This window comes from Burkholderia sp. MSMB1835, from assembly GCF_001526365.1.
Taxonomy (GTDB): domain Bacteria; phylum Pseudomonadota; class Gammaproteobacteria; order Burkholderiales; family Burkholderiaceae; genus Burkholderia.
On the sequence record NZ_LOYP01000054.1, the window covers coordinates 389140 to 408306 of the forward strand.

At 66.4% G+C, this 19167-nt stretch carries 24 protein-coding genes; 9 read left to right on the plus strand and 15 right to left on the minus strand.

The window, feature by feature from the left end; translation table 11 throughout:
* The first annotated feature begins 75 nt into the window (after positions 1–75).
* Positions 76–1005, plus strand: coding sequence for a Rossmann-like and DUF2520 domain-containing protein (locus WS96_RS27790; RefSeq protein WP_059836888.1), 930 nt, complete (start codon positions 76–78; stop codon positions 1003–1005).
* Positions 1006–1080: 75 nt separating this feature from the next.
* Positions 1081–1644, plus strand: a complete 564-nt coding sequence (locus tag WS96_RS27795; RefSeq protein WP_034206634.1) for a YggT family protein — start codon at positions 1081–1083, stop codon at positions 1642–1644.
* An 8-nt stretch (positions 1645–1652) separates the two neighbouring features.
* On the opposite strand, the gene WS96_RS27800 is transcribed toward WS96_RS27795, so the two are convergent.
* The 5 genes from WS96_RS27800 to WS96_RS27820 form a co-directional block, all read right to left on the minus strand.
* Positions 1653–2003, minus strand: a complete 351-nt coding sequence (locus WS96_RS27800) for a DUF190 domain-containing protein (RefSeq protein WP_059836890.1) — start codon at positions 2001–2003, stop codon at positions 1653–1655.
* A 23-nt stretch (positions 2004–2026) separates the two neighbouring features.
* Complete coding sequence (crcB, locus tag WS96_RS27805) at positions 2027–2413, minus strand: fluoride efflux transporter CrcB (protein WP_034206632.1); 387 nt, start codon at positions 2411–2413, stop codon at positions 2027–2029.
* A 231-nt stretch (positions 2414–2644) separates the two neighbouring features.
* Entirely contained in the window at positions 2645–3532 is an 888-nt protein-coding gene (locus WS96_RS27810; RefSeq protein WP_059836892.1) for an SIR2 family NAD-dependent protein deacylase, read from the minus strand.
* Between the two features lie 183 nt (positions 3533–3715).
* The gene (locus WS96_RS27815; protein WP_034206630.1) at positions 3716–4096 is read right to left on the minus strand and encodes an NUDIX hydrolase; all 381 of its coding nucleotides are present in this window, start codon (positions 4094–4096) and stop codon (positions 3716–3718) included.
* A complete protein-coding gene (locus tag WS96_RS27820) occupies positions 4093–4692 on the minus strand; it encodes an NUDIX domain-containing protein (RefSeq protein WP_034206629.1) in 600 nt (199 codons plus the stop codon). Before WS96_RS27820 ends, WS96_RS27815 begins: the two co-directional genes overlap by 4 nt.
* A gap of 81 nt (positions 4693–4773) precedes the next feature.
* Here WS96_RS27820 and WS96_RS27825 point away from each other — a divergent pair, with 81 nt between their 5' ends.
* From WS96_RS27825 to WS96_RS27835, 3 genes are all read left to right on the plus strand, one after another.
* Positions 4774–5529, plus strand: a complete 756-nt coding sequence (locus WS96_RS27825; protein ID WP_059836894.1) for a DeoR/GlpR family DNA-binding transcription regulator — start codon at positions 4774–4776, stop codon at positions 5527–5529.
* Positions 5530–5661: 132 nt separating this feature from the next.
* Positions 5662–6261: a chromate transporter gene (locus tag WS96_RS27830; protein WP_059836896.1), complete on the plus strand. Its 600-nt coding sequence runs from the start codon at positions 5662–5664 to the stop codon at positions 6259–6261.
* Positions 6258–6797 carry a chromate transporter gene (locus tag WS96_RS27835; RefSeq protein WP_059836898.1) on the plus strand — a complete coding sequence of 180 codons (540 nt, stop codon included), beginning with the start codon at positions 6258–6260 and terminating at the stop codon, positions 6795–6797. Before WS96_RS27830 ends, WS96_RS27835 begins: the two co-directional genes overlap by 4 nt.
* 119 nt (positions 6798–6916) lie before the next feature.
* On the opposite strand, the gene scpB is transcribed toward WS96_RS27835, so the two are convergent.
* The 3 genes from scpB to WS96_RS27850 all read right to left on the minus strand — a co-directional run bounded on the left by scpB (position 6917) and on the right by WS96_RS27850 (position 10330).
* Positions 6917–7726 carry a methylmalonyl-CoA decarboxylase gene (gene scpB, locus WS96_RS27840; RefSeq protein ID WP_059836900.1) on the minus strand — a complete coding sequence of 270 codons (810 nt, stop codon included), beginning with the start codon at positions 7724–7726 and terminating at the stop codon, positions 6917–6919.
* Positions 7723–8946 (minus strand): CaiB/BaiF CoA transferase family protein, encoded by a 1224-nt coding sequence (locus WS96_RS27845; protein WP_059836902.1) that lies wholly within the window; start codon positions 8944–8946, stop codon positions 7723–7725. Before WS96_RS27845 ends, scpB begins: the two co-directional genes overlap by 4 nt.
* Before the next feature lie 61 nt (positions 8947–9007).
* Positions 9008–10330, minus strand: coding sequence for an MFS transporter (locus tag WS96_RS27850; RefSeq protein WP_059836903.1), 1323 nt, complete (start codon positions 10328–10330; stop codon positions 9008–9010).
* Positions 10331–10511: 181 nt separating this feature from the next.
* Here WS96_RS27850 and WS96_RS27855 point away from each other — a divergent pair, with 181 nt between their 5' ends.
* The 3 genes from WS96_RS27855 (at position 10512) to WS96_RS27865 (ending at position 12630) form a co-directional block, all read left to right on the plus strand.
* Positions 10512–11441, plus strand: coding sequence for a LysR substrate-binding domain-containing protein (locus WS96_RS27855; RefSeq protein ID WP_059836994.1), 930 nt, complete (start codon positions 10512–10514; stop codon positions 11439–11441).
* A 111-nt stretch (positions 11442–11552) separates the two neighbouring features.
* The gene (locus tag WS96_RS27860) at positions 11553–11894 is read left to right on the plus strand and encodes a DMT family transporter (protein ID WP_059791622.1); all 342 of its coding nucleotides are present in this window, start codon (positions 11553–11555) and stop codon (positions 11892–11894) included.
* Between the two features lie 109 nt (positions 11895–12003).
* Positions 12004–12630 carry a LysE/ArgO family amino acid transporter gene (locus WS96_RS27865; protein WP_059836905.1) on the plus strand — a complete coding sequence of 209 codons (627 nt, stop codon included), beginning with the start codon at positions 12004–12006 and terminating at the stop codon, positions 12628–12630.
* Positions 12631–12633: 3 nt separating this feature from the next.
* Here WS96_RS27865 and WS96_RS27870 read toward each other — a convergent pair whose 3' ends face one another.
* The 7 genes from WS96_RS27870 to WS96_RS27885 form a co-directional block, all read right to left on the minus strand.
* Entirely contained in the window at positions 12634–13800 is a 1167-nt protein-coding gene (locus tag WS96_RS27870; protein ID WP_059836907.1) for an enolase C-terminal domain-like protein, read from the minus strand.
* Between the two features lie 335 nt (positions 13801–14135).
* A complete protein-coding gene (locus tag WS96_RS27875; RefSeq protein ID WP_027783759.1) occupies positions 14136–14480 on the minus strand; it encodes a cupin domain-containing protein in 345 nt (114 codons plus the stop codon).
* A 485-nt stretch (positions 14481–14965) separates the two neighbouring features.
* The gene (locus WS96_RS33185) at positions 14966–16042 is read right to left on the minus strand and encodes an Imm72 family immunity protein (protein WP_082720375.1); all 1077 of its coding nucleotides are present in this window, start codon (positions 16040–16042) and stop codon (positions 14966–14968) included.
* The gene (locus tag WS96_RS34655; protein WP_257128069.1) at positions 16039–16461 is read right to left on the minus strand and encodes a hypothetical protein; all 423 of its coding nucleotides are present in this window, start codon (positions 16459–16461) and stop codon (positions 16039–16041) included. Before WS96_RS34655 ends, WS96_RS33185 begins: the two co-directional genes overlap by 4 nt.
* A 46-nt stretch (positions 16462–16507) precedes the next feature.
* Positions 16508–16855: a hypothetical protein gene (locus WS96_RS34660; RefSeq protein WP_257128070.1), complete on the minus strand. Its 348-nt coding sequence runs from the start codon at positions 16853–16855 to the stop codon at positions 16508–16510.
* Complete coding sequence (locus WS96_RS34665) at positions 16855–17241, minus strand: hypothetical protein (protein ID WP_257128071.1); 387 nt, start codon at positions 17239–17241, stop codon at positions 16855–16857. The genes WS96_RS34660 and WS96_RS34665 overlap by 1 nt, the downstream gene beginning before the upstream one ends.
* A gap of 260 nt (positions 17242–17501) precedes the next feature.
* Positions 17502–17732, minus strand: a complete 231-nt coding sequence (locus tag WS96_RS27885; protein ID WP_059836910.1) for a hypothetical protein — start codon at positions 17730–17732, stop codon at positions 17502–17504.
* 123 nt (positions 17733–17855) lie between these two features.
* Between WS96_RS27885 and WS96_RS33195 the strand changes: the two genes are divergently transcribed.
* A complete protein-coding gene (locus WS96_RS33195) occupies positions 17856–19022 on the plus strand; it encodes a DUF4236 domain-containing protein (RefSeq protein WP_179949988.1) in 1167 nt (388 codons plus the stop codon).
* Positions 19023–19167: the final 145 nt, after the last annotated feature.

A 19167-nucleotide genomic window follows, 5' to 3' on the forward strand; every position in this document is an offset into this window, starting at 1 on the left:
CAGGCGGGCTTGCGCGACACCGCCGTCATTCCTGCGATACTGACGGCTGCTTCGTTTTCGCTTACATCCGCTGCCATGCCGCTTCCCGACACACCCCGCCTCGGCTTCATCGGCGCCGGCCGCCTCGCGCGCTGTGTCGCGCAACGTTTCGCGCAGGCCGGCTTTCCCGTCGTCGCGATCGCGAGCCGCACGCCGGCGTCGGCCATCGGCCTCGCCGCGCGCATCGACGGCTGCCGCGCGGTCGATACCCCGCAGCAGGTGGCCGACGCCGCCGACCTGATCTTCGTGACGACGCCCGACGATCATCTCGCGTCGAGCGCCGCGGCGCTGCGCTTCGACGCCTCGCGCGCCGCCCGCCAGGCGGTCGTTCATTGCAGCGGCGCATCGCCGGTCGCGCTGCTCGATCCGGCGAAGCAGCAAGGCGCGGCCACCGGCGGCTTCCATCCTCTTTATCTGTTCGGCGGCACCGATGCCGACCTCGCCCGCATCGACGGCTGCTCGGTCACGATCGAAGCGGACGGCGCGCTGCACGCGACGCTGCTGCGACTTGCCGCCGCACTCGGCTGCCATCCGCTGTCGATTCCGGCCGGCGGCCGGATGCTGTATCACGCGGCCGCCCACTACGCGGCGAGCTTCGCGCTGTGCGGGCTGTCGGAAGCGGTCGAGCTGTGGCGCGGCCTCGGTTTCGACGAGGGCGCCGCGCTGCGCGCGCTGCTGCCGATGCTGGCCGGCACGATCGAGACCGTCCGCGACAAGGGGCTCGCGAATGCGCTGTCCGGGCCGGTGTCGCGCGGCGACACGGGCATCGTCGAGCGCCAGCTCGCGCTGCTCGAGGCGCGCGGCGGCGATCATGCGGCACTGTACGCGCTGCTGACGCGCCGCGCGGTCGCGCTCGCGGCGAAGCGCGCGACGCCGCCGGCCACGCTGCCGGCGCTGGCCGCAGCCGTCGAAACGTCGCTCGCGCGCGTGGCCGCGCACCCCTCCCCGTCGCGAGACGAGGCGTGATAAGGTGTCGGCCGATGCGCCGCCGACCGGCGTTGGCGGCCGCACGCTACTGACTGTATAAAAAGGATGCCAACGATGTTCGGCGAGATCGCCCGTTTTCTGCTCAATACCGTCTTCACGCTATTCGGCGCCGCGCTGATCCTGCGCGTCTGGATGCAGGCCGTCCGCGTGCCGCCGTACAACCCCGTCACGCAAGCCGTGCTGCAGGCGACCAACTGGCTCGTGCTGCCGCTGCGCCGCGTGATCGCGGGCGTACGCGGCATCGATTGGGCCAGCGTCGTCGCCGCGCTGCTCACCGCGCTCGTCTACGTCGTGCTGATGGTCGTGATGGCCGGTTTCGATCCGGCCGCCGTGATCGCGACGCTCGTCGTGGTCGCGCTGCTCACCGTCGTGAAGTGGGCGCTCAATCTCGTGATCTGGATGACGATCCTGATGGCGCTGCTGTCGTGGCTCAACCCGCACTCGCCGGCGATGCCGATCCTCTACCAGCTCACCGCGCCGTTCCTGAACCCGCTGCGCCGCGTGATCCCGAACCTCGGCGGCATCGACCTGTCGCCGATCCTGCTGTTCGTGATCGTGCAGGTGCTGCTGATGATCGTCACGCGCGCCGCCGTGTCGCTGACGATGTTCGGCATCTGATCCGCGCCCTACGCCGCCGGCCCCTGCGCCGGCGGTGCGCCGAGCGTGTCGATCACGCCGAAGCGCGCGGGCATCATCGCGTAGCACACGCGCACTTTCTCGCGCGACAGCCGCTCGAGCAGCCGCTGCGCTTCGTCCTCGGTGACGATGAATTCGACCTCGATCGCGACCGAGCCCTGCAGTTCGAAGAAGCGATCCTCGTGCAGCACGCGATGCTGGCCGAAGCCGGCCATCGCACGAAACGCGGAGCCACCCGCGACGCCCATCCGGTTCGCCTCTTCCAGCAGCCATTCCCACAGCGGCTTCCAGTGCAACCGGTGCTGCTCGTGCACGTAGAAGCGCAACACGACCCTGTCCATCGCTCCCTCCGATGACGGCCTGCTCAGGCCGCCGCGAGCCACGCGCGCGCGGTCCACATGCCGAGCGCCGTCAGCGCGAACGATCCAGTCAAGTGTAGGGCAGCCACCGCCAACGCCCATCCGAATTCACCCTCGAGCGCGTGCGTCATCACTTCGACCGAAAAGGTCGAGAACGTCGTGAGACCGCCGAGAAAGCCCGTGATCACGAACAGCCGCCACTCGGGCGGCAGCCCGACGCGAGCGGTAAACAGGACGGCGGCCACGCCGATCACATAGCCGCCAATCAGATTCGACGCGAGCGTGCCGAGCGGAACCGCGGGAAAGAACGCGTTGAGCGCGAGGCTCAGGAACCAGCGCAGCAACGCGCCGAGCCCGGCGCCGACGAAGATCGCGACGATCGAATAGAACAAGGACACTCCTGTCTGGCGGCGCCGCGCGGCGCGCGCGGCCTACGCGGAACTGTATGCGCAATCGCGCCGCGCCGGCAATGCCGACGGGCGGCGGATCGTGTCGCGAACGCATGGCGCCTTTCACGATTTCCACGCGCGCGCCGCGGCCTCGGTTCGCCGATCGCGCCGGCGCTCGTGCAGGCGCTCGTCGCGCGGCCGTAATCGGCGCGGGCTCGGCCGGTCGGCGTGGGATCAGCCGCCGCGCCACGCGCGCTCGAGCGCGTTCAGCGTCGCCAGCGCACCGCCCTTCAGCCCGATCACGTCCGGCCGGCGCGCATGCGCTTCGCGCGCGTTGATGCGGATCACGTCGGCGCCAAACCGTTCGCTCAACAGGCGCACGGTCGGAATCGCGGTGCCCGCGCCGATCTCGACCACGGCGACGCGCCCGGCCCGCGCGATCCAGTCTTCGAGCGCGCGCGCCTGAGCGTCGTAGCGCGCACCGAGCCAGCCGGTGTCGCCGAACATCAGAATGTTCGGCCGCGCGAGCCCGCCGCAGTGCGGGCAGCGCGGCAGGTCGCCCACGAGGCGGCACGTCGTTTCGTCGACCTCCGGCACGAACGGCGCCGCGTCCCACGTCTCGTCCGTGCACGGGCGCAGGCATTGCATCGCATGAATCGAGCCGTGGATCTCGACGATGCGCGCCGGATCGAAGCCGGCTTTCTGAAACTGGCCGTCGACGTTGCTCGTCAGCACGAAGCCGCCGTTCGGCATCGCGTCGATCCAGCGGCGCAGGATCGCGAAGCCGGCGTGCGGCACCGTCGCGCGGTAGAGCGCGAGACGGTGTCCGTAGAACCCCCACGCGAGCGGCGCACGCGCACGAAACGCGTGCGGCGACGCGATCTCGTGGAATTCGAAACGCTCGTGGCGCAGCGCCGGATACGCGCGCCAGAAGCCGTCCGTGCCGCGAAAATCGGGCAGCCCGGAGTCGACGCCGATGCCCGCGCCGGCCGTGACGAGCAATGCGTCGGCGCGCGCGAGTGCGTCGACGGCGGACGCGACGAGATCGGCGGGAAGCGGCGCGGCGGCGGAACCGGAGGGATCGGCGGAGTCGGCGGAATCAGCGGGATCGGAAAAAGGCATGATGGAGAAGCAGTGGCGTCGAGCATGGCGCGAGTGGCGTCGCGATCATACGCCGGTTCGGACGCCGCGCTGCATCGGCCGCGCAACGCGGCATGCACGCCACGCGCCGGCCTGGGGCGATGCACGTGCCGGCCGGCCGCACACGCCGCACCGGCGATGCCGCCAACCGGCGCCCATGTTCGCTCAGTCAGCCGAATCGTCCCGCGCAACCGGCATCTCGTCGACCGCGAAATAGACCGGCTTGCCGAGTCGCCGCGCAAGCGCCACGTCCGCATCCGCCCCCCGCGACACGCCGTCGATCCGCAGCACCGCATCGCAGCGCCGCAGCAGCCGGTGCGCGGCCGGATACAGGAAGGTTTCGCCGATCGCGTCGCCGACCCGCGTCGATCCGGCCGCGGCCGCGAGCGGCAGCGACACCCACTCGCCGATCATCGGCACGTGCCCGCGGCGATACACGGCGAGCGCCGCCGCTTCCAGCCGATGCAGGTTCGCGGCGATGCGCGCGGGGTCGCCGTCCGTGCCGCTGCGATACGGGCCGGCGACCAGCACGAGCCGCGGCGTCATGCGGCGCGCGCGCCCGCGGTGTCCCGCAGCGCGACGTACTGGAGCAGCATGATCGTCTTCGCATCGACGATCTCGCCGCGCTCGACCGCGTCCAGCGCCGCCTGCAGCGGCATCTCGACGACCTCGAGATCCTCGCCCTCTTCCGCGACGCCGCCGCCCGCGCCGGTGCGCAGCGACGCATCGTATTCGCCGACGAAGAAATGCAGCTTCTCCGTCACGGAACCCGGGCTCATGAACGCCTCGAACACCTTGCGCACGCCGCGCACGCGATAGCCGGTCTCCTCCTCGGCTTCCGCGCGGATGCGCGCTTCGGGCGTTTCGTCGTCGAGCAGGCCGGCGGCCGCCTCGAGCAGCATGCCGTCGTGCCCGCTCACGAACGCCGGCATCCGGAACTGCCGCGTCAGCAGCACGTCGCCCGTCTCGGCATGACGCAGCAGGATCGTCGCGCCGTTGCCGCGATCGTAGGTCTCGCGGCTCAGGCGTTGCCACGTGCCGTCGCGGCGCAGGAAATCGAACGTCACCTTGCGCAGCACATACCAGTCATCGGACAGCACCGTCGTATCGACGATGCGGACCCGCTCCCGCGTTGCAGCCATTGCAGCCTCCGGTTCGACAAAGGACGGCGCCCATGGTAACGTGCAGATTCGTGCAATTTCAAGAATTTTCGTGCAAAGACGATGCTGACGACGCAACGCAAGAAAGCGATCCTCGATGCGCTCGCGCGCGACGGCCAGGTGCTGGCTGCCGAGCTGAGCGTGCAATTCGGCGTGTCCGAAGACACGGTGCGCCGCGACCTGCGCGAGCTCGCGGCCGAAGGGCTGCTGCAGCGCGTGCATGGCGGCGCGCTGCCGGCGTCGCCGGCCGTCGCGCCGTTCGCGCAGCGCGAAGTGCTCGAAACCGCGGAGAAGCGGCGCATCGCGCGGCGCGCCGCGCAGATGATCGCGCCCGGGCAAGTCGCGATCGTCGACGGCGGCACGACCTCCGCGCTGCTCGTCGGTCAGTTGCCGGCCGACCTGCGCGCGACGATCGTCACGCACAGCCCGAGCGTCGCGGTCGCGCTGGCCGCGCATCCGTCGATCGACGTGATCCTGATCGGCGGGCGGCTCTACAAGCACTCGATCGTCGCGGTCGGCGCGGCGGCGATGGAAGGCATCGCGCGCATCCATGCGGACCTGTATTTCATGGGGGTCACGGGCGTGCATCCGGTCGCGGGGCTGAGCACCGGCGATTTCGAGGAGGCGGCGATCAAGCGCGCGCTGGCCGAACGCGCGGCCGAGACGGTCGTGCTCGCATCGCAGTCGAAGCTGCGCGCGGCGTCGCAGTTCGTGATCGGCGATATCGCGCTGGCGCAGGCGATCGTCGTCGAAAAGGAAACCGACGCCGCGCTGACGAAGCCGATCGAGGCCGCCGGCGTGACGGTGGTGCGCGCATGACGCGCGGCGGCCCGGCCGCGTCGAACCGCTCGCGGAGCCGGGGTCGTGCGGGCGCCGCGCCCATGTCAGCGTGCTGACAGGCACCCCTTGCTAACATGGGCGATCGCCCGATCCCCACGTGCTACCCGCCCGATGCCTCCCGTCTCCACCACGACTCCCCCGGCAAGCGACGCGCCGCCAGGCGTCCTCGCACTGTTCGTCGCGTTCGCGCAGATCGGCCTGACCAGCTTCGGCGGCGGACTCAGCGGACGGATGATGCGCGACTTCGTGCACGAGCGGCGATGGCTCGACGAAGAGGCGTTCCTCAACGGCCTCGCGCTGTCGCAGGCGTTGCCGGGCGTCAACGTGAAGAACCTCGCGATCTGGATCGGCTACCGTCTCGCCGGATGGCGCGGCGCGGTGGCGGGCTTCACCGGCATCATCGCGCCGCCGGCCGTGCTGATCGTGCTGTTCGGCGTCGCGTTCTCGACCCTCACGCGCTTCCCGCTCACGCACGTCGCGCTCGCCGGCGCGGCGGCCGCGGCGATCGGGCTGTCGATCTCGATGGCGATCACCGCGGTGCGCCGCCTGCCGCGCCGCGTGCTGCCGTTCGCGGTCATGACGCTCACCTTCGTGTCGGTCGCGGTGCTGCACTGGCCGCTGGTATGGACCGTGCTGATCGGCGGCACGCTGAGCGTCGCGCTCGAATACCGCCGTGCGACCGCGGCGCCGGGCGGGAGCGACGCACGATGAACGCGTCCGCACGTTACGCCGCGCTGTTCGGCGTGTTCGCCCCGCTGTCGATCGCGACGATCGGCGGCGGGCAGGCGGTCATCGCGGACATCCAGCGGCAGGTCGTCGACGTCCATCACTGGATGAGCGCCACGCAATTCGTAAACGACTTCGCGATCGCGCGAATGGCGCCGGGCCCCGGCTCGCTGCTGGCGACGCTGATCGGCTGGCAGGTGGCCGGTTTCTGGGGCGCGGTGATCGCGACGCTCGCGCTGTTCGGGCCGACCGCGTTCCTGATCTACGGTGTCGCGCATCTATGGCGGCGACACCGAGGCGCGCGCTGGCAGATCGCGCTCGAAGCCGGCCTGCGCCCGGTCGCGGCCGGCATGATTCTCGCGTCGGTGTGGGTACTGCTGCAGGCGCTCGACGGCGGCTGGCCCGCGCGCGCGATCGCCGTCGCATCGACGCTGTGCGTGATCTACACGCGCGTTCATGCGCTGCTGCTGATCGCGGTGGGCGCGCTGCTGCTCGTCGGCATACACGCGCTCGGCATGTGATGCGCGGCGACGCGGCACGCGACGGAGGCCGCGAACGACGCAACCGGTACCCGCGCAGCGACGCGAATGCGTCCGCGCGTTTTTCGCCGCTTGCGCGCCCCGCTCGCACAAGACATCACCTAGACGCCGCGAAACACCGGCGCGCGGCGTTCCGCGAACGCGCGCAACCCTTCGTCGAAATCCGCGCCTTCGCACGCCTGCCGACGCAACTCGGCGATGCGTTCGAAGGCGTCGGCCGGCAATGGCCGCGCGTCCTGCAGCACGCGCAACTGCTCTTTCACCGCGTGCACCGCGAGCGGCGCCTTCGCGGCAATCGTGCGCGCGACGTCGAGCGCCGCATCGTCGACCCCGCCGGCGTCGGCCAGCCGGTTCACGAGCCCGTGATGCGCGGCGCGTTCCGCGTCGAGCGGCTGCGCGCAGAAAAACATCTCCTTCAGCATGTGGATCGGCAAGTTGTCGTAGAAGCGCAGCAAGCCGCTCGTCGAATACGGCAGGCCGATGTTCGCGGGCGTCATCGCGAAACGCGCGTCGCGCGCGGCCACGACGAGATCGCAACTCATCGCGAGATCGACCGCCCCGCCCCACGCCGATCCGGCCACCGCCGCGATCACCGCGCCCGGATAGGTCCGCACGCGCCGCAGCGCGCGTTCGAGCGGCTTGCCGTATGCGAGCGGATCGCGATCGTCGGCCAGTTCGCGCAGGTCGTGCCCCGCGCTCCACACGTCGCCGCTGCCGTCGTTCGACAGAATCACGACCGGCGGCGGACGATGTCCGGCCAACGCATCGAGGTGTGCAACGAGGGCGTCGAGCAGCGGCGCGTCGAGCGCATGCCGTCGCGCCGGGTTCGCGAACCGCACGCGCGCGATCCGCTCGCCGATCAGGTCGACCGTCACGGTCGACACCCCATCTCGTTTCGTCGTGTCGGTCATTGCACGGCCTCCGCCACCGCATCCGCCTGGAAGATCGCGCGCTCCGCCAGCAGCGCGTCGATCGCGTCGTCGCCGTAGCCGGCTTCGCGCAGCACGTCGACCGTATGCTCGCCGAGCAGCGGCGGCGCGTGGCGCGTGCGCGGCGCCGGCGGGTCGTCGCCCATCCCGCCGAGCGGCGTGACGACCTGACGCAGCGTGCCGAGCGTCGGATGCACGACCGGCTCGACCAGCCCGCAATGCGCGAGCTGCGGATCGTCGAATACTTCGTCGAGCGTATGGATCGGCCCGGCCGGCAGCCCGGCCTCGACGAACCGCTGCGTCCATTCGCGCTTGCCGCGCGTGCGCAGCCGACTTTCGAGCAGCACCTTCAGTTCGTCGCGATGGGCCACGCGCGCATCGTTGGTCGCGAAGCGCGGATCGGCCGGCAGTTCGGGCAAGTCCAGCAACCGGCACAGCCGCTCCCACATGTCGGTCGTGATCGGTGCGAGGTTGAGCGGGCCGTCGGCCGTCTCGAACACGCCGTACGGCGCGATCACCGCATGCGCGTTGCCGGTGCGGCGCGGCACGTCGCCGAGGCTCAGGTAGCGTTGCCCGTGCACGCTCAGCAGCGCAACGAGGCTTTCGAGCAGCGACGTGCCGACATGCTGGCCGCGCCCGGTGCGCTCGCGCTCGAACAGCGCGGCCATCACGCCGGTCGCGACCCACATTCCCGAGCTGAGATCGCCGATCGCGGTGCCCGTGCGGGTCGGCTCGCCGTCCGGGAAACCGGTGAGGCTCATCAGCCCCGCATAGCCCTGCGCGATCTGGTCGAAACCCGGCCAGTCGCGCAGCGGGCCGCGCGGGCCGAACGCGGTGACGCTGCCCATCACGAGCCGCGGGTCGCGCGCGCTCAGTGCGGCGTAGCCGAGCCCCATCGCGTCCATCGTGCCGGCCTTGAAATTCTCGATCACGACGTCGGCCTGCGCGATCAGACGCCGCACGACGTCGAGGCCGGCCGGCTGCCGAAAGTCCACGCAGATCCCGCGCTTGTTGCGGTTGCAGGACAGGTAGTACGTGCTCACGCCGCGATCGAACGGCCCCCACGCGCGGCTCATGTCGCCGTGCGGCCCCGACTCGACCTTGATCACGTCGGCGCCGAGATCGGCGAGCACCATCGAGCAGAACGGCCCCGACAGCGCGCGACTGAGATCGACGACCCTGATTCCCGTTAATGCCTGCATTCCGGACTCCTGATATTGACGACTGAGTGTGGCGTGTTGGCGAACGACGGCGGCGTGCCGCTCATTCGGGCAGTGTCTGGTGGCGCGTTTCGACCGCGAACGGCAGGATCAGGATGCCGAGCCCGAACACGGCCGCGGTCCATGCGACCGGCACGCCGAGCGATCCGTAACCGTGAATCGCGGCGCCGAGCAGGAAGTTCACGCCCGCGCCGATGAAGCGGCCGACCGACGCGTTGAACGCGAACGCGGTGGCCCGCACGCGCGTCGGATATTGCTCGGGCAGCCACAGCGAGAAGATCGCGAAGTTGCCGCCGAAGAAGCCGAGGAACGCGAGCGACACCATGAACGCCGCAAGCCCGTTCGGCTGGTAGAACGCCCAGCCGAACGCGAACACGATCGAGCCGGCCATTCCCGCGAAATACACGCCGAGCGCGGTGCGCCGGCCGAGCCGTTCCGACAGCCACGGCGCCACCAGACAGCCGGCGATCGTCGCGCACGACAGGATCGCCGCCCCGATCGACGCCAGTCGCAGCGCACCGACGTGATCGATGCCCGCGCGTGTCGCCAGCGTGGTGACCGCGCTCGCCTCGTAGACGGAGCCGGCCCACAGCCCGACGATCGCGACGCCGACGAGGCTCGCGCTCGTCAGCGTGCGGCGCAGGAACGCCGGCGCGAAGATCTCGCGCAGCGGATGCGCGCGGCGCGCGTCGGCCACGCTGCCGTCGCGCGCGTCGTGCCGGCGCCACTGCCCGGGCTCCTTCACGCGCATGACCGTAAACACCGCGAGCAGCGCGGGCGCCAGCCCGCACAGGAACATCGCGCGCCAGCCGTAGGCCGCGCCGATCGTGTAGTTCAGGCAGGCCGCGATGAAGAAGCCGAAGTAGTAGCCCGTCTGCAGGTAGCCGGCGCCCATCTTGCGACGGTCCTCCGGCCAGCTTTCGGCGACGTAGGTGCCCGCGAGCGCCCATTCGCCGCCGACGCCGATCCCGGCGATCAGCCGGCACGCGGCCAGCGCCCATACGTCGTGCACGAACGCGGCCGCGCCGGTGAACACCGAATAGATCAGGATGCTCGCCGCGAGCGTGCGCACGCGGCCGAAGCGGTCGGCGAGCGGCCCCCAGACGAACGACAGCCCCCAGCCGATCAGGAACAGCGCGAACAGGATCGAGCCGTACATCCCCAGATTCGCGGGCGTCGCCGCGATGCCGGAGGCCGGCAGCAGTTCGGTCAGCGCGGGGATCAGCACGAGCGCGTAGATCACCGAATCCACGCCGTCGAGCACCCAGCCCGCGTACACGGCCCAGAAGCCCTTGACCTGCTCGCGCGTGAGCGGCGTGCGCCGCGGCTTCGCGCCGGCCGCCGGCGCGTCGATCGCCTTGAACATCTTCGTCTCCTTGCCGGCGGGGCCGGCGCTTTCGCCGCGTCCGGTCCGGGATGGCCGGCAGTCGGGCTCTTGTGTGAGACGAGTATAGAAACGCGATCGATCACCGAAAAATATGATATTCATCTTGCTCGATCGGATTGGCTTATGGCTCGAATCGAGCGCGAATCGGGAGACGGCGGCGATGGACTTGAGACAGTTGCGCTATTTCGTGAAGGTCGTCGAATGCGGCAACGTCACGCATGCGAGCGAGGCGCTGCACGTCGCGCAACCGGCCGTGAGCCAGCAGATGCGCAATCTCGAGCAGGATCTCGGGATGCAACTGCTCGAACGAAGCGTGCGCGGCGTCGCGCCGACCGCCGCCGGCCGCACGCTGTACCGGCACGCGCTCGAACTGCTGCGCCAGGCCGACGGCACGCGCGAGCTGCTGCGCCGCGACGCCGACACGCCGCAAGGCCGCGTGACCGTCGGCATGCCGTCGAGCACGGCGCGCGTGCTGGCCATTCCGCTCGCTCGCGCGGTGCGCGACCGCTTTCCCGGCATCATGCTGGAGCTGATCGAGGCGCCGAGCGCCGATCTCGACACGCTGCTCGAACGCGCACGCCTCGATCTCGCGATCGTCGTCGATGCGGTCGACACGCGCGGCATCGCGATCCATCGGCTGCTGACGGAAACGCTGTACCTGATCACGTGGCCCGGATTCCCGGTGCCGGACGCCCCCGTGCCGCTCGACGCGATCGCGCGGATGCCGCTCGTGTTGCCGAGCGCGCCGAACACGATCCGCAACCGCGTCGACTGGGCGATGCGCGAGGCCGGGCTGTCGTACGAGATCAGCTTCGAGGCAAGCTCGACCGGGCTGCTGTTCGCGGCCGTGATGGCGCAGCTCGGCGTGACGATCCTGCCGTGGACGGCCGCGCACGTCGAGATCGAGGAGCGCAAGCTCAAGCTGTCGACGGTCGCGCACCGGCTGTTCGCACGCGACCTGTCGCTGTGCTGGCACGACACGGCGCTCGTCAGCAACGCGGTGCAGAAGGTGAAAGCCGAAATCGTCCGGCTGTTCGACACGCTCGGGCAGCGGCCGGAGTGGGCGGCCGGACACGCCGGTCGCGCGTGACGGACCTTGTGCCGCCCCGCCGCGCGTACTAAGCTCGTTTCATCCTGGGTACCGCTGACACCCCACTTTTCCTCGCCGCTCGGTATAAGCGTCGGGGGAAGGAGGCCGTCCGTGTCCCCGTTCCAGTTTGCCTGGCTTCTGCTGGGCGTCAGTGTCCTCGCCGAAGTGCTCGGCTCCGTTGGCCTGAAGTGCTCGGCCGGTTTATCCCGCCCGTTGCCGTCCGCGATCGCGATCGTCTGCTATGCATGTGCGGTATGGCTGATGGCGCTCGCGACGAAGCGAATCGAAATGGGGCTCGCGTATGCGAGCTGGGCCGCTGCCAGCACGGCGGCCACGGCCATGATCGGCATCGTCTGCTTCGACGAATCGGTGTCGTCGCTGAAGCTCGTCGGCATCGCGCTGACCGTCTGCGCACTCGTCGCGCTCAATCTCGGCGATGCGGCGGCACGTTGATCCATGCGCACGCATCCGGCGGGGGCATTGACAACGCTCCCCGCCAACCCTTAACGTTTCCCTCATCGTAACCATCACCGGTTCAGCTTAAGAGGTTGTCGGCCCGCTCGTGCTCGACACCTCCGCCTTCCTCGAAGGCCTGCTGCTTGGCGCCGGCCTGTTCACGTCGGTCGGTCCGAAGGACGCCTTCGTCATCAAGCGCTCGATTGCGAGCCCTCACCTGCTCTCCATCGCCCTCGTCTGCGCGGGCAGCGACGCACTGCTGATCGTGCTCGGCGCGCACGGGCTGTCGTCGTTGCTGTCGCGCCATCCCGGTGTGGTGGCGGCCGCACTGTGGGCCGGCATCGCGTATCTCGCCGGTTACGGGCTGCTCGCGCTGCGCGCGGCGCTCGTCGGACGGCGGCCCGCACACGTCGGCAGCGCGTCCGCTCGCCACGAACCCATCCGGTCGCGCACGGTGCTCGCGGCCGCCGCGGTTTCGCTGCTCAATCCGTATGCATGGATCGATACGGTGCTGCTGCTCGGGACCGTGATCGCGAGCCACGCGCCGTCCGCACGCGAGCCGTTTGCGATCGGCGCGATGACGGCTTCGCTCGCGTGGTTCCTGATGCTCGCGTACGGCGCACGCGCGTGCCGTGCGTGGTTCGCTCGGACGCTCGCATGGCGTGTGCTCGATGGCTTCGTCGCGATGACGATGCTCGGCTTCGCGGTGCGTTTCGCGATCGACGCGCTTTAGGCGTCAGCGGCCCGACGCCGAAACCGTGCGGAATGCGTCGTGCGCGCGGGCATGCAGTTCGAACCCGATACCCGGCGCCTGCGGCACGCGCGCGTATCCCGCGTCGACGATTTCGCCATCGGCGAGGCCGCTGAACGGATGGAAGGCGAACGGGCTGACTTCCGCGCCGCCGAGCCCGAGCGCCGCGACGACGTGCAGCGAGAACAGATGGCCGCCATGCGGCCAGAACGCGTCGCGCCGCCAGCCGCGCGACACGAAGTGATCGACGATCTGCAAATAGCCCGGCAGCCCGTAGCTGTGCACCGGATCGAACACCAGCACGTCGCGGTCGGCACGCAGGCCGCCGTAACGGTCGAGCAGCTTCGCTTCCGCAAGCGAGAACAACGCTTCGCCGGCCGCGATCGGCGGTGCGTACCGCGTAGCGACGTCTGCCTGGAGCGGCAGGTCGAGCGGGTCGCAGATGTCCTCGAACCACCAGAGACCGAACGGCGCGAGCATGTCCACGGCCTGGCAGGCGGTCGTCGCGTCGTACGTGTTCATCGCGTCGACCGCGAGATGCGATGAGCCGGCAAGATGCGCGGCCGCGGCTTCGATACGGCGCCGGTCCTGATCGAGATTCGCGCCGCCGATCTTGATCTTCGCGTGCGTGTAGCCGAGATCGACGATCCGGCGCATCTCGTCCGACAGGCGCGCGAGATCGTCGTGCGGATAGCGGTAGCCGCCGCCCGCGTACACGCGCACGCGCGGTGCCGCCGTGCGCTGGAGGCGGTCGGCGAGAAAGCGGTGCAGCGGCAGGTCGGCGATCTTCGCGGCGGCGTCCCAGATCGCCATGTCGAGTGTGCCGACCGCGACGCAGCGTTCGCCGTGTCCGCCCGGCTTCTCGCCGGCCATCATCGCGCGCCATGCGCGCAACGGGTCGAGGTTCGTGCCGGCTTCGTCGGCGAGCGTGTCGGCCGCGGTCAGCAAACGCGGCGCGAACCGTTCGCGGATCAGGCCGCCCTGCGCGAAGCGGCCGATCGACGCGTAGCCGTAGCCCGTTACCGGGCGGCCGGCGCGCACGACGTCGGTGACGACCGCGACGACGCTCGTCGTCAGGCCACCGGACGCAATCGCCGGATCGGCATAGCGGGACACGGGAATCGCGCGTTCGTGAATCGCGGTGATGCGCATGGTCGGGCTCCGGAGGGACGTCCGGCGCAGGCGGAAGAGTCGCGCTGCAGCGGAAACGATGGGCGGATCGCTGCATCTTAGGGGTTTGTGCGGCAGCGTGCAGGGCCGGCGGCGCGCGTCATCGTGTCGTCGCCGGACAACCGCGTGTCGCACACGTTACGTCGCGGGTTGCAGCCGGATAGCGGAGCGCGCCGAGCCCGTCACCACGCTCGGCGCGCCGTTTCCGAACCGGTCGACCTTCATTGAACCGGAATCCCGCGTTTGTCCGGCCGGCTTCGTGAACCGGGAGGATGGGGGGCTGGTATACGTGGGGCGAGGCGAATCAGCCGGCCCGCTCAGGCGAACACGAAGTACTTGCGCACCGTCTCCACCACTTCCCACGTCCCCTTCATGCCGGGCTCGATCACGAACACGTCGCCGGCTTTCAGGTGCACCGGCTCCTCGCCTTCCGGCGTGATGATGCAGTAACCGTCGAGGAAGTGGCAGTACTCCCATTTTTCGTAATTCACCTCGAACTTGCCCGGCGTGCAGATCCACGTGCCCATGATCTTGCTGCCGTCCTTCGAGACGTACGCGTTGAGGTTCACGGTGTGCGGATCGCCGCCGATGCGCTTCCACTTGGTCGCGTCAAGGACAGGCGTCGGGCAGGTTTTGCGCAGAACGGTGATGAAATCGGACATGTCGGCTCCAGGCTAACGATCGTGTGAGAGGCCTGTCACGTTAGTTCGAAAGCGTTGTCGCGACTTGTATGCGTCCGACACCGACTCGTCAATTTTCGACATCGGCTGGCGTGCAAGCTCGTTGCCCCCTGGTTCGGGCGAAATCCTCCTGCACAGCTGCGGCCAGTTCGCGAATCTGTTCGATGGCCAGTGATGCGAAGTCGTCGTGCGGTTGGATGTAAGTCCATGTAACGACGATCCCCGCGATATAGGCTGTCCCGCAATGGCCAAGCATCCCTCAGATCGAGAGTCCCCTTTCCAATAACTGGCTTTATCTCGACATCAGCAAGGCGACCGAGGACGCATGGAAATTCGAGCGCCACCGCGCTGCCCCCTTCATGAACAATGGATGGAGGCACTCGGGAGAGAAATAGAGCGGGAAACCAATCCTCATGCACTTTATGATCGAGTCATAAGGTGCCATTGCCTCTTGTCTCAACCGCTATTCAATTGTCCGGCTGAGGATCTGAATAGTGCCAAATGACCATCCCCCATGCCATGCGCTGAGGTCCCGGCATAGGCGCTCCAGCCCCGACATAAACCGAATCTTTCATGGCAGGGCTTTGCCAATAACCAGCGCGCGGACAGGGCTCCCCGGGCAGGACACGTAGCCTGGGTTGTGCGACAGGCTTGGGGAAGTAGGTTTCTTCTTCTGTCGGAATGCTGCCATCCCGGTAACGCTTGTCTTCCCACAACAGCCGCCAGCGCACCACATGTTCGTCGTTGGTACCTTCCAACAGGTACTTGTGGGCAATACTGCCTTTGAGAAAGTAGTTCGGACATCCGACCTTGCCAGCCGGAAACCATGGCTCCCAGATACCCTCGACAGGAATCTCTTGATCACTGTAGACCTCGCCGACCCCGGATTCATTCTTGGGCGGACAAGGAGGAAGTTCTGCGGGATAGCTTCGACCGGGCGGCCAATACCGCCATGCCGGAAGGGGCACATCTTCGAACATGGATTCGTAGGTCCAATGCTCAAAAACACGGGTTCCTCCATCCCCACGTGTTCCGTATGCAAGCATGCCAGTAAATCCGAATCCAACCGTGCACTTGAGCGCGTAGCAAATCAATCCCTCAATCCACACTCCCTCTGCGAACCCAGTGGCATACACGGGGTCCGCGAAGTTGGTGTCCTTCAGTCCTAGCGAATGAAAAAAAGGATCGTACTTCCGACCGATTTCAAGTGCACTCCGTCCAAATAAAAGGTCGCCACCTTGCTGGCTTCCTATAACCAGCGCGTCGTATGCCGCTCGTTTGTCAAAACCTCGGCGCAATGCATCAATGCCCTGGTCCATTTGCACCAGTGCCCCCAAGAAATCATGCGTGTACGCTTCCTCAAGCTCCCCCTGATTTGGGCTCGGCATATCCAATTGCTTGGCATACGCACCGAGAAAATCCCGATATAGTTCGACGGCGTGCTCCAGGAACGTGAAACTCGTCCATTTCTTGAGCAGATAAAACGCCTTCGCCCGAGCATCCTGCTCCTGATCGAGGGTCATGGTGAAAGTATTCAACATCATGGGGCCTGTTCGTCCGTCGGTTGTTTGCCAGCATCGGCTAATGCTCGCCGCGCATAGCCTTCCTGCCTGATCTTGGCCGATCGCTCGCGCTCTGCCAGCATAAGCGCTCGCGCAGTTGCTTGATTAGGCAGCTTAACGTCGGTCCAATGCGTCCGAAGCGCCTTGAGCTGCCCATTCGCAAGCTGCGCTTCTATCCATTTCTTCACTGGTGCATTGGACGAGTGAAGAAAGTCCACAAAGAACTGAACATCGCCCCCGACCAGCAAGCGCATAGTGGCAACCTCTTTTTCGTTGTCCCATTGCTCAGCAATCCGGCCCTTCCATAAGCGCATCCCGTCCCATCCAGCCGGGACTTCAATGCCAAGCTTTTCCATTGCCTCGCGCGTTGGCACTTGCATCTTCACATAGCTGCCATTCATGCTCCAGGCGTGTTTGATCGCGCTTCGTATACGCCATAAAAGTCCATTAGGAGCAAGGCGATCGGTCCAAAATTTGCCCGGAATTGTCCAGATAACGAGTGTCGACCACACGAATCATCATCTGGCCCGGCGCCTCCGTAATCGCTTCAAGCGGCACCTTGGCGCTGAACGTACCTATGGCCTCCCCCTCTTCCCAGTTGCGGAGATCAGGCCACCCTTCCTTATGCACGTATTGCTTGACGGTCATCGGCTTATGCCCCAGGCTCTTTGCATCCTCGGCCAGATGAGCCAAGCGCGCCTCCTCGGTCATCGTCCGAGTAGTCCCGCCCCCGACCTTCACGTCCGCCCAGGTGCCCTCCACCAAATGGCTTCGCACATGATCCAGCAAGCGCATCAGATCCTTGAAGGCCTGTGCGATTCTCGTGTCCCCAGCTTGCGCAGTTCCTCCAGCATGGGCAGCAGTTTCCGAATATAACTCTCCACCCTCGCCGGGATGACAGAACCGAGCCTGCTCAGAATGAAATTCAGCGCCTTGCCGATGCGATCCAGCATCATGCCGAATGCGTTGCTCACCACCAATTGATACTTGGTGAGGTCCAGTTGCCTGAACCACTGCACAGCGTCGCCGAAGCCGGCCTTGCGGATCAAGGCCAAGATTTCCTGGCATAGCTTGACCAGATCTTCGGATTTACTGACTGCTCGCATCAGCAACTTGCCTATGCCCTTGAGCAGACCTCCGACCACCGGAACGACCGCGATAAGGCAAAGCTCGAGCGCCACCCACTCCCAGCCGATGGGAGCGTTGCACTCGTGTGCCGACTTTGCATCGGCTCCAGCAGCTTAGTGACGCGTTAGACTGCTCCGTAGACCAGCTATTGCAGCGTGGATCGAGACGGCCGGACGACCAACTGGCCATGATCGCGGATGCACTTGATGGGCTGAATAGTGACGAACGGGGACTCGTCGTGAATTTCGTTCAGCAATTTGCCGACATGCTCAAGGCCAAACATCCAGCCAAGAGCAAGCGGCGCAAATAGCGATCAGGACTCGAAGCGACGGGCGCTGTATTCGGCACACGCCGATTCGATCAAGTCCGCAGGGACATCGCCCGTCTCGTAATCCGGCACGTCTTCCAGTAGAGCTAGTAGATGGTTGGCGAATATGGCTCGCGAGAAGTCATTGCCGAACGCGTCTTGAATGGATTCCACCAGATCCCCAATCTGGTCGGCAGTCAGCGGCGGGAAGTCGTCGTGGTGTTTGATGTCGTCCATGCGACGACTATCCCGGCAGCTCCGTGGTCAATACAACGAAGTCTCACCGGCTCAACCAGCTGTATGTCATCGTCGCGATATGTGATACTTCCACAAAAATTGAACTAGATACGGGGCGTCATCGTGGGGCTGATATTCAGAAAATCGATTAAAGTAGGGCCATTCCGCTTCAATCTTTCCGGGTCCGGCGTTGGAGTGTCTGTCGGGGTGCCGGGATTTCGGATCGGAACTGGCCCACGCGGTAACTACATATCAATGTCAGGCGGAGGATTTACCTACCGCACTTCTCTCGGCTCCCGAAGTCCTCACGGAGTATCATTCCCTGAGGCTATCCCCGCATCTCGCGAGGATGCAGAACCTCGTCAGGGACAACGTTTTATCCCAAGCGGTAGCACTACAGTCGCGCCGCTCGAGGTTATTCAGTCAGCTGATGTCCGGCAACTTTCTGATACTGATTCCGCGGACTTAGTCGAGGAAATCAATGTCAAGCGGCGCAAGTTCGCCGTTTGGTACTGGCCTCTCGTACTGCTTGGCGTACTTTGGTTTGAAGCACTGCAAGTTGATGGCGCTTCGAACTCCGTCTTTATCGGCGTACTGGCCGTGCTATCGATCGCGACACTTGCCGGATGCTACTGGTTGTATCTATGGGACGAGGCTCGCCGCAGCACCGTCCTCTTTTACGACTTTGACGACGTTGCTGCACGGACATATGAACATGTTCTGAGTGCCTTCGAAGCGCTACGCGACTGTCGTGCCGCATGGCGTATTTTAGCGAGCGGACAAGTTCTGGACGGACGATACAACGCAGGGGCGGGGCAGACTCTGAAACGCAAACCTACTTCGCTAGATACTGGCGGTGTGAAGCATGTCAAGTGCAACATTGATGTGCCTTGTTTGGAAGCCGGCCGCAATCGGTTCTATTTTTATCCAGACCGAGTATTCATAGTCAGCGGAAGACATGCAGCCGTGTGTACTTACGACTCGCTCGACATCCGGACACGACCGACACTCTTCGTTGAAGAAGAGCAGGTTCCATCCGACTCTAATGTCGTGGACCACACTTGGCGCTTCGTCAACAAGAATGGTACGCCGGATCGGCGCTTCAAGAACAACCGGCAGATCCCAATTGCTCAGTACGAGGAACTGCGGATGTCTTCTGCACAAGGCATCCAAGAGTGCTTCCAGTTTTCGAAAGTCGGTGCGGCGAAATCATTTGTTAGCGCGCTGACGCCACTAGGTCGATACGGAGCAACTGTCGGACGGTATTCGCCGCAACGCAGCCCACGTTGAGTTATCGACGCAGCTGACTTGGGCTCTCCTCAGCACGAAGATGCTCTCTCCAATGTCGAACCAGCACGACCTGCGAGGCACCAAGTTCTTGCTTGTCGTGGGTACGGGTCGCTAGCTATAGATCGACCGCGCCCGGCCGGCGCCA

What these genes read in the sequence shown, in the direction of transcription:
- WS96_RS27790 (WP_059836888.1), top strand. Translation starts at nt 76, where the DNA reads ATGCCGCTTCCCGACACACCCCGCCTCGGCTTCATCGGCGCCGGCCGC.
- WS96_RS27795 (WP_034206634.1), top strand. Translation starts at nt 1,081, where the DNA reads ATGTTCGGCGAGATCGCCCGTTTTCTGCTCAATACCGTCTTCACGCTA.
- WS96_RS27800 (WP_059836890.1), bottom strand. Translation starts at nt 2,003, where the DNA reads ATGGACAGGGTCGTGTTGCGCTTCTACGTGCACGAGCAGCACCGGTTG.
- WS96_RS27810 (WP_059836892.1), bottom strand. Translation starts at nt 3,532, where the DNA reads ATGCCTTTTTCCGATCCCGCTGATTCCGCCGACTCCGCCGATCCCTCC.
- WS96_RS27815 (WP_034206630.1), bottom strand. Translation starts at nt 4,096, where the DNA reads ATGACGCCGCGGCTCGTGCTGGTCGCCGGCCCGTATCGCAGCGGCACG.
- WS96_RS27820 (WP_034206629.1), bottom strand. Translation starts at nt 4,692, where the DNA reads ATGGCTGCAACGCGGGAGCGGGTCCGCATCGTCGATACGACGGTGCTG.
- WS96_RS27825 (WP_059836894.1), top strand. Translation starts at nt 4,774, where the DNA reads ATGCTGACGACGCAACGCAAGAAAGCGATCCTCGATGCGCTCGCGCGC.
- WS96_RS27830 (WP_059836896.1), top strand. Translation starts at nt 5,662, where the DNA reads ATGCCTCCCGTCTCCACCACGACTCCCCCGGCAAGCGACGCGCCGCCA.
- WS96_RS27835 (WP_059836898.1), top strand. Translation starts at nt 6,258, where the DNA reads ATGAACGCGTCCGCACGTTACGCCGCGCTGTTCGGCGTGTTCGCCCCG.
- scpB (WP_059836900.1), bottom strand. Translation starts at nt 7,726, where the DNA reads ATGACCGACACGACGAAACGAGATGGGGTGTCGACCGTGACGGTCGAC.
- WS96_RS27845 (WP_059836902.1), bottom strand. Translation starts at nt 8,946, where the DNA reads ATGCAGGCATTAACGGGAATCAGGGTCGTCGATCTCAGTCGCGCGCTG.
- WS96_RS27850 (WP_059836903.1), bottom strand. Translation starts at nt 10,330, where the DNA reads ATGTTCAAGGCGATCGACGCGCCGGCGGCCGGCGCGAAGCCGCGGCGC.
- WS96_RS27855 (WP_059836994.1), top strand. Translation starts at nt 10,512, where the DNA reads ATGGACTTGAGACAGTTGCGCTATTTCGTGAAGGTCGTCGAATGCGGC.
- WS96_RS27870 (WP_059836907.1), bottom strand. Translation starts at nt 13,800, where the DNA reads ATGCGCATCACCGCGATTCACGAACGCGCGATTCCCGTGTCCCGCTAT.
- WS96_RS27875 (WP_027783759.1), bottom strand. Translation starts at nt 14,480, where the DNA reads ATGTCCGATTTCATCACCGTTCTGCGCAAAACCTGCCCGACGCCTGTC.
- WS96_RS33185 (WP_082720375.1), bottom strand. Translation starts at nt 16,042, where the DNA reads ATGATGTTGAATACTTTCACCATGACCCTCGATCAGGAGCAGGATGCT.
- WS96_RS34655 (WP_257128069.1), bottom strand. Translation starts at nt 16,461, where the DNA reads ATGAATGGCAGCTATGTGAAGATGCAAGTGCCAACGCGCGAGGCAATG.
- WS96_RS34660 (WP_257128070.1), bottom strand. Translation starts at nt 16,855, where the DNA reads ATGCGCTTGCTGGATCATGTGCGAAGCCATTTGGTGGAGGGCACCTGG.
- WS96_RS27885 (WP_059836910.1), bottom strand. Translation starts at nt 17,732, where the DNA reads ATGGACGACATCAAACACCACGACGACTTCCCGCCGCTGACTGCCGAC.